The 14,437-nt window shown below is 31.5% G+C and carries 12 protein-coding genes; 11 read left to right on the top strand and 1 reads right to left on the bottom strand.

The genetic code is table 11. The annotated features are described in order from the left end of the window. The first annotated feature begins 60 nt into the window (after positions 1–60). From cutA to polX, 11 genes are all read left to right on the top strand, one after another. On the top strand, positions 61–381 hold the full coding sequence (gene cutA, locus BLQ93_RS06260) for a divalent-cation tolerance protein CutA (protein WP_092128985.1): 321 nt from the start codon (positions 61–63) through the stop codon (positions 379–381). 102 nt (positions 382–483) lie between these two features. Further along, positions 484–1,185, top strand: a complete 702-nt coding sequence (locus BLQ93_RS06255; RefSeq protein WP_159427506.1) for a DNA-3-methyladenine glycosylase — start codon at positions 484–486, stop codon at positions 1,183–1,185. Between the two features lie 94 nt (positions 1,186–1,279). After that, a complete protein-coding gene (locus BLQ93_RS06250; RefSeq protein WP_025391329.1) occupies positions 1,280–1,474 on the top strand; it encodes a twin-arginine translocase TatA/TatE family subunit in 195 nt (64 codons plus the stop codon). 256 nt (positions 1,475–1,730) lie between these two features. After that, on the top strand, positions 1,731–3,674 hold the full coding sequence (locus BLQ93_RS06245; protein ID WP_092128981.1) for a transglycosylase domain-containing protein: 1,944 nt from the start codon (positions 1,731–1,733) through the stop codon (positions 3,672–3,674). A 43-nt stretch (positions 3,675–3,717) separates the two neighbouring features. Beyond that, complete coding sequence (gene queF / locus BLQ93_RS06240) at positions 3,718–4,113, top strand: preQ(1) synthase (RefSeq protein ID WP_025391331.1); 396 nt, start codon at positions 3,718–3,720, stop codon at positions 4,111–4,113. After that, a complete protein-coding gene (gene iorA / locus BLQ93_RS06235; RefSeq protein WP_092128979.1) occupies positions 4,091–5,848 on the top strand; it encodes an indolepyruvate ferredoxin oxidoreductase subunit alpha in 1,758 nt (585 codons plus the stop codon). Before queF ends, iorA begins: the two co-directional genes overlap by 23 nt. Further along, on the top strand, positions 5,841–6,401 hold the full coding sequence (locus BLQ93_RS06230) for an indolepyruvate oxidoreductase subunit beta (protein WP_092128977.1): 561 nt from the start codon (positions 5,841–5,843) through the stop codon (positions 6,399–6,401). Before iorA ends, BLQ93_RS06230 begins: the two co-directional genes overlap by 8 nt. Continuing rightward, on the top strand, positions 6,398–7,915 hold the full coding sequence (locus tag BLQ93_RS06225) for a bifunctional diguanylate cyclase/phosphohydrolase (RefSeq protein WP_092128976.1): 1,518 nt from the start codon (positions 6,398–6,400) through the stop codon (positions 7,913–7,915). The genes BLQ93_RS06230 and BLQ93_RS06225 overlap by 4 nt, the downstream gene beginning before the upstream one ends. A 3-nt stretch (positions 7,916–7,918) precedes the next feature. Beyond that, the gene (locus BLQ93_RS06220) at positions 7,919–10,525 is read left to right on the top strand and encodes a valine--tRNA ligase (RefSeq protein ID WP_092128974.1); all 2,607 of its coding nucleotides are present in this window, start codon (positions 7,919–7,921) and stop codon (positions 10,523–10,525) included. Then, positions 10,522–12,372, top strand: a complete 1,851-nt coding sequence (locus tag BLQ93_RS06215) for a hypothetical protein (protein WP_092128973.1) — start codon at positions 10,522–10,524, stop codon at positions 12,370–12,372. Before BLQ93_RS06220 ends, BLQ93_RS06215 begins: the two co-directional genes overlap by 4 nt. Further along, complete coding sequence (polX, locus tag BLQ93_RS06210; protein WP_092128971.1) at positions 12,369–14,090, top strand: DNA polymerase/3'-5' exonuclease PolX; 1,722 nt, start codon at positions 12,369–12,371, stop codon at positions 14,088–14,090. The genes BLQ93_RS06215 and polX overlap by 4 nt, the downstream gene beginning before the upstream one ends. On the opposite strand, the gene rpsT is transcribed toward polX, so the two are convergent. Then, complete coding sequence (gene rpsT / locus BLQ93_RS06205) at positions 14,077–14,358, bottom strand: 30S ribosomal protein S20 (protein WP_025391338.1); 282 nt, start codon at positions 14,356–14,358, stop codon at positions 14,077–14,079. The genes polX and rpsT overlap by 14 nt on opposite strands. Positions 14,359–14,437: the final 79 nt, after the last annotated feature.

The raw sequence follows: 14,437 nt of genomic DNA, 5'->3' as shown, positions 1-14,437 counted from the left end.
TCTTTGTTTGCATAGGCTTCCTGCTTGAAAGCGAGGAGCTTTTTTGTTAATATAAAAATTATGAGTGATTTTGTAATTATTCTTACAACTTCAGATAAAAAAGAAACACTTGAGCGTATTGCCAATTATTTAGTTGAACAAAGACTTGCAGCATGTTGTCAGATTATAGGCCTAATTGAAAGTTTTTATATTTATGAAGGTAAATTTGAACATACAGATGAGTACTTATGCATAATAAAAACACATAGTAGTTTGTATAACAAAGTCGAAAGCGCAATAAAGCTTTTACATAACTACAAAACACCTGAAATAGTAGAGATTGATATTCAAAAATTAAATTTAGACTACCTAAAATGGATGAAAGAAGTATTAAATATTTGATTTTTTAATTTTTGAGCGATTTTTAAAAATTTAATTTCACGTAAACTTTAAGTTAAATGTTTTTTGGTAATATTTTGGTAGCCTGTATTGCCTATAAGCTAGTTGAGTATTGGGATTTTAAAACTAAATAGAATTTTTATGTTAAATTTAGAAGAAATTCAAAATCTTGATATAAAAAAATTAGAAATACTTGATAGATCATTTTTTGTCAGAAACGATATACAGCAAATAGCAAGACAACTTTTGGGTAAATTACTTATTACAAATACAAATGAGGGCTTAAGTGGAGGTATAATTTGCGAAACAGAAGGTTATTTTGGTTCAATTGATCTTGCTTGCCATGCTCATAAAAATAAAATTACAAAAAGAAATGCTGCTTTGTATAAGGAAGGTGGCATATTGTATGTACACACATGTAGAGGTCATGTGATGCTGAATGTAGTGACGAATAAAGAAAATATACCACATGGTATTTTAATAAGAGGTATTGTTCCGATAATAGGTATTGATTTGATGAGAAAAAGAAGAGGATTTATAAAAGATTCAATGCTTGCAAATGGCCCAGGAAAGCTTACGAAGGCTTTGGGTATTACAATGAAACATAATATGCTAAAGATTTGTAAAGACAAATTTGATATTTTTTTGGAATTACCAGAAATTTGTATACTGGATTTAAATTTATATATTGATAAGAAAATGATTAAACAAACTCCACGCATTGGTGTAGATTACGCAAAAGCATGGGCAAATATACCTTTGAGGTTTGTGATTTTGCCACAATTGTTCCATAAAATACAATTTTAAAGAGTCATTTACTAAAATTTTTTACACAAATATTCCATAAAATTTTCATATTATAGTTTATATACTTAGCAGAACAAAATAAGGAGGTTTTAAAATGTTGGATGATTGGCATGTAATGGTTGTGGTTTTGATATTTGCTTTGATTTTTGGAGCAAAAAAGTTGCCAGAGATAGGTTCAGGTATAGGTAAAGGTATAAAAAATTTCAAGGAATCATTAAAGGATGAAGAAAAAACACCAAATAGCGAGGATACAAAAATAATTGAAGACAAAACACATTCAAAAGATTGAGTGATTTATAATATAATATAGTTATAAGTTTTAAAAAAATTAATCATGTTAAACGGATTGTAAAGAATGGATGTGTTAGGTTTTGTCTCATCAGTAGTTTTTGTTATAATTTCATTTTTTTTAATTTTTTTTGTATTTTGAAGGTGGTTTATGCAAAATTCACCATTTAGCATCGGAATTGGAGTATTTATTTTTTTTGTTTTATCTGGTGGACTTATTCTTCTGTTTTTAAAAAAGAAATGAATCGATTAAAATTATGAAAAAAATTCTTATCATAGTTGGTTTATTTTTCTTTTTAATTTTTATGGGATTGGGTTCGTTTGCATATATGCTTTATTTACAGACAAATAAAGATTTTAATAATCTTTTAAATGGAGAAAAGTTTTCAAAACCCACTAAAATCTATGCTCAAAATGGTCAATGTATAGCCATTATAGGACCACAAAACAGACAGATTGTAACATTTAATCAAATTGATTTGAATATGAAAAAAGCTATATTGGCGGCAGAGGATAGCAGATTTTATCAACATGGACCAGTAAGTTTTAGAAGCATTCTGAGTGCAGCTTTTGAAGATTTAATACATGGTAAGGTTGTGCAGGGTGGTAGCACACTCACGCAGCAACTTGTCAAAAATTTATATTTGACGCCTAAAAAGACGCTTTATAGAAAACTCAAAGAAGCGGTATTATCATACAAAATATCAAGGCATCTTACAAAAAATCAAATACTTACCCTGTATTTAAATACAGTTTACTTTGGAAACGGTGCTTATGGTATTCAAATGGCAAGTAAATCATATTTTAATGAAAATGCTGACCAATTAACCATACCTCAAGCAGATATGCTTGCCGGTCTTGTCCAAGCACCGACATTGTACGATCCTTATGTTAACCCTTCTCTTGCAGAAAAAAGAACACTTTATGTCTTAGATAGAATGTATGAAGATAAGTTTATTAAAAAAAAACAGTACTGGCAGGCAGTACATTCTAAAATTATTCTAAGAAAGCAAAGTTCGTTTTATGCTTATGGATATCAATATAAAGATGGATATTTTATTGAGCATGTTAAAAATTGGCTTGTTAGACATTATGGTGAAGAAGTGGTAGATAAAGGTGGTTTAAAAGTATATACAACTTTAAACCCTAAACTTCAATACTATGCTTATCTAGCAGTCAAAAATGGCATAGCAAGGCTCACAAAAAATCTTAAAGCTCCATATTACGTGGTAGATGTTAGAAAGTGGTTGATTGAGCATTATGGTAAAAATCCTGATCTGGAAGCAGATTTGATATCTGTAGACCCAAAAAATGGCTATGTAGAGGCTTTGGTGGGTGGAGTTAGCTATAAAAAAACTCAGTATGATAGGGCAATTCAAGCTCAAAGGCAGCCAGGTAGTGCTTTTAAACCTATTGTTTATCTTACAGCATTAGAGGAAGGTTTCACACCTTTGGATAAGATTGATGATGAGCCAGTTGAGTATAGATACGGCAATAAAGTTTGGGCACCTCAAAATTATACGTTAAGATTCCATGGTCCTATTACACTTGAGTATGCTCTTGCACATTCTGTAAATGTTGCGACAGTAAAATTACTGGATAAAATTGGTATTGAAAATGTTATTGCCAATGCAAGAAAATTGGGTATTACAGAACCAATACCGCATAATTTAACTATAGCCCTTGGTTCATCTTCTGTAACATTAGAGCAACTAAGCCGTGTGTATTGCACAATAGATAATTATGGTTTAAAACCAAAATTAATTTTTATAAGAAAGATTTACAATAAAGACAATCAATTGGTCTACGAAAATAATCCTAAATTAGTAAGAGTTTTTCCTAAAGATTTAGGATTTATCTTAACAAAAATGTTAGAAAAAGTTGTAAAAGAAGGCACAGGTGTCTACGCAAAAGCACTTGGAAGACCTATAGCAGCAAAAACTGGCACATCCAATCATGCTAGAGATAACTGGTTTATGGGTTTTACACCTCAACTTGTAACTGGCGTTTGGGTTGGATTTGATGATTATAAACCTTGTGGGCCTTACGCAGTAGGCGCTACAATGGCTTTGCCTATATGGTTAAATTATATGCAAAATGCTTTATCTGGAAAACCTGTGGAAAATTTTCCCGTGCCAAATCATTTACCACTTATAATGTCAAATTTTTTGTTTAAAAAAACACACATGCAGTCTGGTTGAAAAATTTGAAAAAGCTTTTCAAGTTTAGTATACTTTATTGAGTATGAGATATGGCGAGGAAGCGATATTAAACAATAAACTTGAAAAGTGGGAAAATAAGAATGAATTTAAATTTGAAATACATATTGAGTTTGGAGAATTTACTTGTTTGTGTCCACGCAGTGGTTATCCAGATTTTGCCACAATAAGGATTAAATACGTACCGGATAAATACGTTGTAGAGCTTAAAAGCTTAAAATTATTTTTAAATAGTTTTAGAAACAAGTATATATCGCACGAAGATTCAATAAATTTAATTTATTCCACTTTGTTTAATTTTTTAGAGCCCATTTATCTTGAAATTATAGGAGATTTTAACCCCAGAGGTAATGTAAAAACTATAATAAAAATTGATTCTAATATGCAGGGGGAGTATTTTGAGAAAAATAATAAGCGGTAATGAAGCAATAGCAATAGGCGCATACAGGGCAAACGCGAGCTTTGCAAGCGGCTATCCTGGAACCCCATCCAGTGAGATTTTAGAATATACAAAAACTTTTGAAGATATAAAAGTTCAGTGGGCAAGCAACGAAAAAAGTGCTTTTGAGCAGGCACTTGGTGCAAGTTTGGCAGGTAGGCGTAGTTTTGTTACAATGAAGCACGTTGGCTTAAATGTAGCCGCAGATAGCCTTATGAGTTCATCCTATACTGGTGTAAATGCTGGTTTTGTTGTTGTGGTTGCAGATGATCCTGGGATGCATTCTTCACAAAATGAGCAAGACACCAGGCTTTTTGCAAAATTTGCACAAGTGCCAATTTTAGAGCCATCTGATGCAAAAGAAGCTATGGGATTTATGCAGTATGCTTTTTCTCTAAGCGAAGAATACGATACGCCTGTAATATTACGTTCTACAACACGTGTGTCTCACACCCAAGAGCTTGTGTATTTTGATATGCACAAACTGGGTGGAACGGAAGATAAACTTTTAGCTAAAAATATTTCAAAATATGTGCTTGTGCCAAAAAATGCGCTTTTAAGGCATAAAAAGTTGTTGGAAAGAAATACAAAACTACAAAAGCTAACAAACGAAACACCATTAAATAGGATAGAGCAAGGCAGTTTAAACGTTGGCATCATAACAAGCGGTGTTTCTTACCTTTATGCAAAAGAACTTTTGCCAGAAGCAAATTTTTTAAAAATTGGTTTAAGCTGGCCTTTTCCTATAGATTTAGCAAAAGAATTTACTAAAAACTTAGAAAAAGTTATTGTTATTGAAGAGCTTGAGCCATACATTGAAGAGCAACTCAAAATAGCTGGCATAAATAATGTAGAAGGTAAAAAGTTTTTCCCCCAAGATGGAGAATTTAATTTAGATATTGTAGAGGAAGGTTTAGTTAAAGCATCATTTTTGGAAAAATCTCATAAAAAGTACTTTGAAGTGCCTAAAAATTTGCCGGAAAGACCACCTGTTTTATGTCCGGGCTGTCCTCATAGGCCAATATTTGATATACTGCATTCATTGAAAGTATATGTAACAGGAGATATAGGATGTTATACTTTGGGTGCAGCACCACCATTATCCAGTATACATACAACTGTTTGTATGGGTGCCAGTATTTCTATGGGCTATGGGATTGCAAAAGCCAGCCAAAATCACAAGGTTGTATCTGTTATTGGAGACTCTACATTTTTGCATACAGGTATCCAGCCATTAATTGATGCTTATGTAAATAATGTAGCCTACACCGTAATCATACTTGATAATTCTATTACAGCTATGACTGGTGGTCAGCCTGATGCTGTATCTGGTTTTAATATAAAAAATGAACCTGCTCCAAAGGTAGATTTGGAAAATTTAGTGCGCTCAATTGGCATAAAAAGAGTATTTAAAGTTGACCAGTATAATTACAAAAAAACCAAAGAAATTATAGAGCAAGAGATAAATACAAAAGAATTAAGTGTAATAATTGCTACAAGACCCTGTGTTTTAGCGCCAATAAAAATCAAAGAAACGCCTTATTTTGTAATTGCAGATAAATGCATTGATTGCAAGAGATGTTTAAGAATAGGCTGTCCTGCGATTGGATACAAAGAAAGTAAAGCCTATATTATTGAAGATTTATGTACAGGATGTGCATTGTGTGCTGAAGTTTGTCCTACACTTGCTATAGTAAAAGGTGAATCAAATGAATAAAGGTATAATATTTTGTGGTGTGGGTGGTGATGGTATTATTACTGCATCAAATATCTGTGCCGTGGCTTTAATGAGAGCTAATTTTGATGTTAAAAAAAGCGAAGTTCATGGTATGAGTCAAAGGGGTGGAAGCGTTAATGCATTTTTGGTTTTTGGTAAAAAAGTTTACTCTTTTCTGCCAGCAAAAGGTAGTTTAAATTATATGTTTGCAAGTGAAAAACTTGAAGCTTTGCGCAATGTAGATTACTTAAACCCAGACTCAAAACTTCTTGTAAATGATAGGATTGTTCCTATTGTTGGTGCAAATATAGACGAAGCTCAAATTGAAGAAAGCCTAAAAAGTTACTCTTTGGATTTAAAGCTCATAAACTTCAATGATTTAGCAAAGCAACATAACATGCAAAAAGCAGTTAATACTATAATGCTTGGGTATTTTTCAAAAATCATAGAAATAGATAAAAAACATTTTATAAGAGCAATATCTGAAACTTTAAACACAAAACTGATTGATATAAATATAGAAGCTTTTGAAGTAGGATTTAATCTTAAATGAATCGGCTTTTGCATCTAAATGAATTTACAAAACGCCTGGATAGTACTCAAGAAATAGAACAAGTTGCAAAACTAACCGAGTATGCTCTAAAGAAAATTTTCGATGCAACTTTTTTTGGGTTTTTTTTAAAAGAAAACAACATTATAAAACCTATATATACTAATTTTGATGCTCAAATAATTTTTGATTGCAAAAAGTTGTATAAAATAAGTAACGAAAGTTTTATCGTTCATGTAGATAATATTGATAGCAAAGATTATTTGCACAAAATTTTGAAATTTAACAAATTAAACTATTTTATAGCTCAATCGTTTGTTTGTGAAAATGGTTTTGATATTATTTTAAATTTTGGCGTGAAAGATTTGTTCAAAGACTCTCTTGAATACATGGAAAGTTTCTTGAATGTTATAAAGTTAAAATTAAAATACCTATTTTCTATTAATAATTTAAAAAAATCACTTGAAAATGCAAAATCTATTTTAAACAGTTCATTAAATCTTTTATCAAATCTAGCTGAAATCAGAGATTTTTACACCAAAGGTCACATGCAACGTGTAGCATTTTATGCTAAAAAAATAGCTATTAATTTAAAACTAAAAAATATTGATATTATAGAAAGAGCTGCGCTTTTGCACGATATTGGAAAAATTGGTATACCTGATGCAATTTTACTAAAACCTTCCAAATTATCAGAGCAAGAATACAATTTTATAAAAAAACACCCTGAATTTTCTGAGTTTATATTATCTCAGGTAAAAGGTTTTGAGGATATTGTGAAAATAATAAGATCTCACCATGAATTTTTAGATGGCAGTGGTTACCCTGATGGTTTAAAAAATGGACAGATAATGCTTGAAGCAAAAATTATAACTATTGCAGATATATTTGATGCACTAACAACAGATAGGCCGTATAGAAAAGCAATGAAGCCAGATGAAGCTATAGAATTTATGTTTGATAATTTTAAAGGAAAAATTGACGAAGGCATATTAAGAAACTCAATTGGAGTTTTGTTAGAAGCAAAAAATATGATTTGCGATGATCAAGATTATAATAAACAATTTGAAGAGATGAGAAATATGGTATTTTTTATAGATTATGAAACAGGCTTTTACTCTAAATACTATCTACCAAAATTTTCGCATAGGTTAGATAAAAAAGTACAATTTTTGTTGCTTGATTTACAAGATATGAGAACAATTAATTTTACATACTCAAGGATTATTGGAGATCAGTTGATTTATAAATTCTCTCAATTTATAAGAGAAGTTTTTGCAAAGTACAACAGTGAATTCTTTAGAGTAGGCGGTGATTCATTTATAGTGGTATTAAAAGAAAAACCAAGTAATTTGATAAACGATATACTTGATTTAGATTCCAAACTTAAAGCATCATTTACAAGCATAAATCCATCTTTTTGGTATGCTTGTTGTGATTATAAAGATACTGATAATATTAATATTTGTTTACAAGAGCTAACAAATAAAATATTTTATAAAAGGAGAATTTCGTAAGCTATGGATACCTATAATAGTGATTTTGAAAAAGATATATACAGATTCTGGGAAGAAAATGATCTTTTTAAGCCAGAAGTAAATAAAGATGGAAAACCTTTCAGTATGGTAATTCCACCTCCAAATGTTACAGGTGCTTTGCATATTGGTCATGCATTAAACCAGACACTCCAGGACATTTTTGCAAGATACAAACGTATGTGTGGTTATAGCGTGCTGTGGCTTCCAGGCACAGACCACGCTGGTATTGCAACACAAACAATGGTAGAGCGCGATCTTGCAAAAAAAGGCATAAAAAAAGAAGAAATTGGTAGAGATGCTTTTATTGAAAAAGTATGGGAATGGAAAAATACCTATGGTAATAGGATAATAGACCAAATTAAAAGACTGGGGGCAAGTTGCGATTTTTCAAGACTGCGCTTTACAATGGATGAAGGCTTATCAAGAGCCGTTAGAAAGGCATTTGTTGAGTTATACGACGCAGGCTATATTTACAAAGGCGAGTATATAATAAATTGGTGTCCAAGCTGCCACACGGCTTTATCTGATTTGGAAGTGGAATATGAAGAAGAAAACTCAAAACTTTACTATTTAAAATATTTTTTAGAAAATTCAGACGATTTTTTGGTAGTTGCTACCACAAGGCCAGAAACACTATTTGGTGATACAGCTGTTGCAGTTAACCCAAAAGATGAACGCTACAAGCACCTTGTGGGTAAAAAAGTAGTTTTGCCACTTGTTAATAAGCTAATTGAGATTATTGAAGATGAGTATGTTGATATGAGTTTTGGTAGTGGTGTTGTAAAAATAACGCCAGCACATGATGTAAATGATTTTGAAGTAGGCAAAAGACACAATTTGGATATTATAATCGCAATTGATGATTACGGTAAAATGACGCACAATGCGCCCGGATTAGAGGGTGTGGATAGATTTGAAGCAAGAAAAATTACTATAGAAAAACTTAAAGAAGCAAATTTGATTTATAAGATAGAAGATTATGTACACTCTGTTGGTCATTGTTATAGATGTGGGACTGTAATTGAACCATATATATCAAAGCAGTGGTTTGTAAAAACAAAAGATTTGGCAAAAAAAGCCATAGAGGTTGTTGAAAATGGATCGATTAAGTTTATTCCAAAACACTGGGAAAAAACTTATTTTGAGTGGATGTATAATATAAAAGATTGGTGTATCTCAAGACAGATCTGGTGGGGACATAGAATTCCAGCATATACATGCAAGCAATGCGGTGAAGTTTTTGTAAGCGAAAATCCAATCGATAAATGTCCAAAATGCTCTGGAAAGCTTATACCAGAAACCGACGTATTAGATACATGGTTTTCTTCTGCTCTTTGGCCATTTTCCACGCTTGGTTGGCCGGATAACACAGAAGATTTAAAGAAATTTTACCCTACAAGTCTTCTTGTAACAGGCTTTGACATAATTTTTTTCTGGGTTGCAAGAATGATAATGATGGGTATGTTTTTTATGAATGATGTACCATTTAAAGATGTGTATATACACGCTTTGGTAAGGGATAAGTTTGGCCAGAAGATGAGCAAAACCAAAGGTAATGTTATAGATCCTCTTGATGTAATTGAAAAATACGGAGCAGACTCATTGCGTTTTACTTTGGCAATACTTGCAGCGCAAGGCAGAGATATAAAGCTTTCCTACGATCAGATAGAATCATACAGACGATTTATGAATAAGATCTGGAATGCTTATAGGTTTATTGAGATGAACACTAAAGATTTCCAACCAGCAGTTAATACAAATGCTTACTCAAGTGCAAGTTTGTGGATAAAATCGAGGCTTTCCAAAGCAATTGAACAAGTTAGGCAAAGTTTGGATGATTACAAATTTAATGAAGCAGCCGATAGCATTTACCAGTTTGTGTGGCATGAATTTTGCGATTACTATATAGAAATGAGTAAAGCCCATATAGGAAAAGATGAGTTTAGTGATGAAGTAAAAGGTACTTTGCTTGAAGTATTTGAGCAACTTCTTAGGTTATTGCATCCATTTGTTCCTTTTATAAGCGAATTTTTATGGCAAAAACTGCCAAACAAATCTGCTAAGTCAATAATGATAGCTAAATACCCGCACTCTCAAGAATTTGCGACGCAGATTGAGGAAGAGTTTGAATGTTTGATTGAACTTATTAAAGCTATGAGAATTTTAAGAAGCGAAAACACAATTGCTGCAACTAAAAAATTGAGTTTTTATTTTAGACCAATAAATGAATTTGCAAAAAATATTATAGAAAAATATCAAAAGTATGTTTTGCTACTTGCAAATGCTAAAGAAATATCTATAATTAAAACAGATGTGCCAAAAAGCTTTATACAGCCTACTAAGTATGGCGATATTTTTTTAGAAGCAGGTCAAAATATTGATGTGGAAGGTGAAATTTTGAGGCTCAAAAAAGTAATAGAAAAAGCACAAGTATCAATTGATTTTTTAAATAAAAGACTTCGCAATCAAGAGTTTATTTCAAAAGCTCCAAAACAGCTTATTGAAAAAAGTAAAAAAGAGCTTCAAGAGGCAATTTTAATTAAAGAAAATGCCAAAAAAAGAATAGAACAGCTTCAGAGTGTGTTATGAAAAAATTTTTATTTTCTGTTTTAGCTTTTTTTATTTTTGTAAATATTGTAAAAGCAAATGTAGGGCAGGATTTTGCAAACGAACTTGTTTCAAAATTAGTTGAGCAAAAAGGGGAAGTTATTGGTGTTGAAAACAATTATGTTATACTTGATAAAGGTTCAAATAGTGGTGTACTAAAAGGTGAGCTTGTATATATTTATAAAAACCTAGGAACTTTTGTTGATCCTACAACACAAAAGCGTGTTGAATTAAAAAGTGGTAGAGCTTATGCTCAGGTAGTGGAAGTAAAACCTGATAAAAGCATAGCAAAGATTATAAGAGGTACGCAAAAAATACAAAAATACTTTTTAGGCTTACCGTTGATACCAAATGGCTATACTTACTCAAAAGCCCATGTAAGCGATAATGATGAGTGGATAATAGGAAAGAGTTTATATAGGGTAGCTATTATTACAAGAAATCCTGTTTTATTTGACGACATAAGAAACGCGCTTAATTCTACAAATAAGTTTGATGTAATTGATCCAGATACAATTAAAATTGCAATGACAAAGGAAAAGATTTCGTCAATTAGCACACCAAAAGATGTAGAAAGATTATGCAGTGATATTAACTGCGATTTTGTAATTCCAGTATATCTAAAAAGTAACAATCAGCTTTCTTACAATATCTATAATGGATATACAGGTGATTTAATATTTTCAACAAGTTCAAAGTTAACTGAGCAAGAAATGCAAAATATAAAAACTGCCAAAGTGGAAAATTTGCCTCCGGAAAATATTGTACCAAGTACTTTAAACATCGAGCCTAGATTGACATTATGGGAAAGCTTGCTTAATAAATTTGGACTATATAGCAGATACTCAAATGTGGGTGCATCCAGTGCTACTATGAGACTAGTTAATTACGCAAATATTGGCTATTCTGCAAAAGCATTGGCTGTAACTTCAGATTTAATTGTTGTTGCAAATAAGGGTGATCTTGAATTATATAGGTTTGATGGCTACTCATTAAATAAAGTTGCAAGCACCAAAGTAGGTTATAATATATTTAATATTGATAGCGCCCAGATTGATGGTAAAACATACCTTGCCATATCAAATTTTAATGCCTATGGACAGTTATCATCTTCAATAGGTTATATTGAAGGTACCTCTATACATATAGTAAAAGATTCAATAGGTTATTGTATAAGATTTTTTGATAAATACTCAAAGCCAGAGCTAATTGCCCAAAATTTATCCATTGGTTCAAAATTTTATGGGCCTATTTATGGAATGAATTTAGATGGTACAATTATAAAAGAACTAAAATTGCCAATAAATCCTGCATTTTTTTATGAATTTGAGCAAATTGGCAACAAGTTAGTTTATGCAACGCCAAACAATGAAATTGCTATATACGATTTAGACACCAAAAAGAATTACTTAACAGGTTATTATGTTGGTTCAAGTGTAGAGCCTATACAAAGGTACACTCACAATTATAACCCCAATGAAAGCTACTTTGAAAACAAAAATGCTGGAAAAGTATATATTAAAAATAGTTTGAAATTTTACAAGCAGGGTGAGAATTATTACGTACTCTCACAAACAAGCTATAGAAGTAATGTGGTTCAAGTTGCAGGTAGCCATTACAATGCGTATAGTATATCTATGTACAGGTTAGAAAACGATAAATTACAGGATATATGGAACTCCGGGAGTGTCTCTGGGCGTATTGTAAGCTTTGCAAGGCAAAATGATTATATTGTGGGTTTAATTGCAACACCTGCACCATTTTTTACACGATTTATATTGGGTGAAGACGACATTTATAGGTTAACTATATTTGAAATTAACAAATGAAATTTCAAGACAATGAAAAAATTGCCTCAATATTTGAAACAATAGCAGATGCTCTGGAGTTTTTAAATGAAAATGCATTTAAAATAAGGGCATATAGAAATGCAGCAGAATCTATCAGAAATTTAAACGAAAGTATCACAGAAATTTATTCTAAACCAAATCCTAAAAAAATAGAAGGTGTAGGCAAAGATTTGGAACAAAAAATTAAAGAATATATTCAAACACAAAAAGTAGCTTATTTAGATGAGCTTTTAGAAAAAGTGCCATACACACTGTTTCGATTAAAAGATATAAGAGGACTGGGCCCTAGAACTTTGTATAAAATGTTTGAGAAGTATCGTGTAAGGACACTTGAAGACATCAAAAAACTTGTATTTGAAAATGATGAGTTAAAAGATATATCATTGCTTGAAAAAAGTATAAAAAAAATAAGAGAAGGAATACAGCTCTACGAAGAAGGTCAAAGCAGATTTCCTTTAGGAGTAGCTTATCCTATTGCAAAAGATTTGGTTGATAGAGTTTACAAAATAGATAATGTAAAAAAAGTCGAAATAGCAGGAAGCGTCAGACGGGGTAAAGAAACTGTTGGAGATCTTGATATACTTATTTGTACCAAAGATTTTAATAGTGTATCAAAAGCTTTGGCAAATTTAGAACACAAGCAAATAATTGCAATGGGTGATACAAAAGTAAGTTTGCTTTTATCAAATAATATGCAAGTGGACTTCAGGCTTGTAAATGAAGATTCTTTTGCAAGCGCTCTTCAATATTTTAGTGGATCAAAAGAACACAATGTGCGCTTGCGTGATATTGCAATAAAAAAAGGTTTTAAACTAAATGAGTATGGGTTGTTTGAAAAAGATAAAAAGATAGAAACAAAAACCGAAGAAGATATTTATAATGCGCTTGGTCTTTGCTACATAAAGCCAACATTAAGAGAAAACAAAGGCGAAATCGAAGCGTGTTTGGCTAATAAATTGCCAAACGTGGTAGAGCTTGGCGATATAAAAGGCGATTTGCATGTGCATACTAATTATTCAGATGGGTTAATGAGTCTTGAAGAAGTTATTCAAGAAGCAATTAAGCGAAACTATGACTATATTGCAATAACTGACCATTCAGTTTCTTCATATGTTGCAAATGGTTTAAGCGTGGAACGTCTTTACGACCAATTAAATGAAATTGATAAACTAAAGGATAAATACAAAGGCAAGATACACATACTTGCAGGCAGTGAAGTTGATATAAAGCAAAACGGAGAGCTTGATTTTAACGATAATGTGCTAAAGGATTTAGATATTGTTATAGCTTCCATACATCAGGGTTTTGCAAACTCAAAAGAAATAAACACAAAAAGGATTATTTCTGCTATAGAAAACCCATATGTAAACATTATTGCTCATCCAACTGGTAGACTCATTGGCCAAAGAGCACCATACGAGATTGATATTCAAAAAATTGCAGAATACGCTGCAAAACACAAAACAGCATTAGAAATAAATTCTTTTTATTTGCGCCTTGATTTAAACGATGAACATGCAAGATTGGCAAAAAATGCAGGTGCTAAAATATGTATTAATACAGATACACATACCAAAGAAAACTTAGATTATATGATTTATGGTGTTTTAACAGCTCAGCGAGGCTGGATAGAAAAAAGCGATTGTTTGAATACGCTAAACTATAGCCAGCTTAAGCAATTTCTTAAGAAGCACTAGATTGTTGTAATTTTTTGTTTGCTGCTTTTGCAAGTCTTGAAACCAATCGTGCAGCTTTATTTTTATGTATAACACCTTTACTTTTGATTTTATGTATTATTTTTTGTGCTTTTTTTAATTCTTCTTGTAAGTCTTGAACATTTTGACTATTTATAGCAAGCCTTGCTCTTTTTACAGCATTTTTCAGTCTCGTTCTATAAGACTTATTTCTAGCATACCTTTTTTTGTTTTGTTTAACTCTTTTTAGAGCCGATTTATGATTTGCCACAAACTACCTCCTTATAAAAACTACATAATTAATAGCATATCAAAATTGTAAAGTCAAATTTTAATTGTTAACATTATTG

Origin of the sequence: Desulfurella multipotens, from assembly GCF_900101285.1 — a bacterium.
Classification (GTDB): Bacteria; Campylobacterota_A; Desulfurellia; order Desulfurellales; family Desulfurellaceae; genus Desulfurella; species Desulfurella acetivorans.
This window is presented reverse-complemented; position numbering and strand designations above follow the sequence as displayed.

Bases quoted from the DNA above. Each gene is read 5' to 3' on its own strand.
- BLQ93_RS06215 (WP_092128973.1), top strand. From the start codon at position 10,522: ATGAAAAAATTTTTATTTTCTGTTTTAGCTTTTTTTATTTTTGTAAAT.
- BLQ93_RS06250 (WP_025391329.1), top strand. From the start codon at position 1,280: ATGTTGGATGATTGGCATGTAATGGTTGTGGTTTTGATATTTGCTTTG.
- BLQ93_RS06220 (WP_092128974.1), top strand. From the start codon at position 7,919: ATGGATACCTATAATAGTGATTTTGAAAAAGATATATACAGATTCTGG.
- BLQ93_RS06225 (WP_092128976.1), top strand. From the start codon at position 6,398: ATGAATCGGCTTTTGCATCTAAATGAATTTACAAAACGCCTGGATAGT.
- BLQ93_RS06230 (WP_092128977.1), top strand. From the start codon at position 5,841: ATGAATAAAGGTATAATATTTTGTGGTGTGGGTGGTGATGGTATTATT.
- polX (WP_092128971.1), top strand. From the start codon at position 12,369: ATGAAATTTCAAGACAATGAAAAAATTGCCTCAATATTTGAAACAATA.
- BLQ93_RS06245 (WP_092128981.1), top strand. From the start codon at position 1,731: ATGAAAAAAATTCTTATCATAGTTGGTTTATTTTTCTTTTTAATTTTT.
- queF (WP_025391331.1), top strand. From the start codon at position 3,718: ATGAGATATGGCGAGGAAGCGATATTAAACAATAAACTTGAAAAGTGG.
- cutA (WP_092128985.1), top strand. From the start codon at position 61: ATGAGTGATTTTGTAATTATTCTTACAACTTCAGATAAAAAAGAAACA.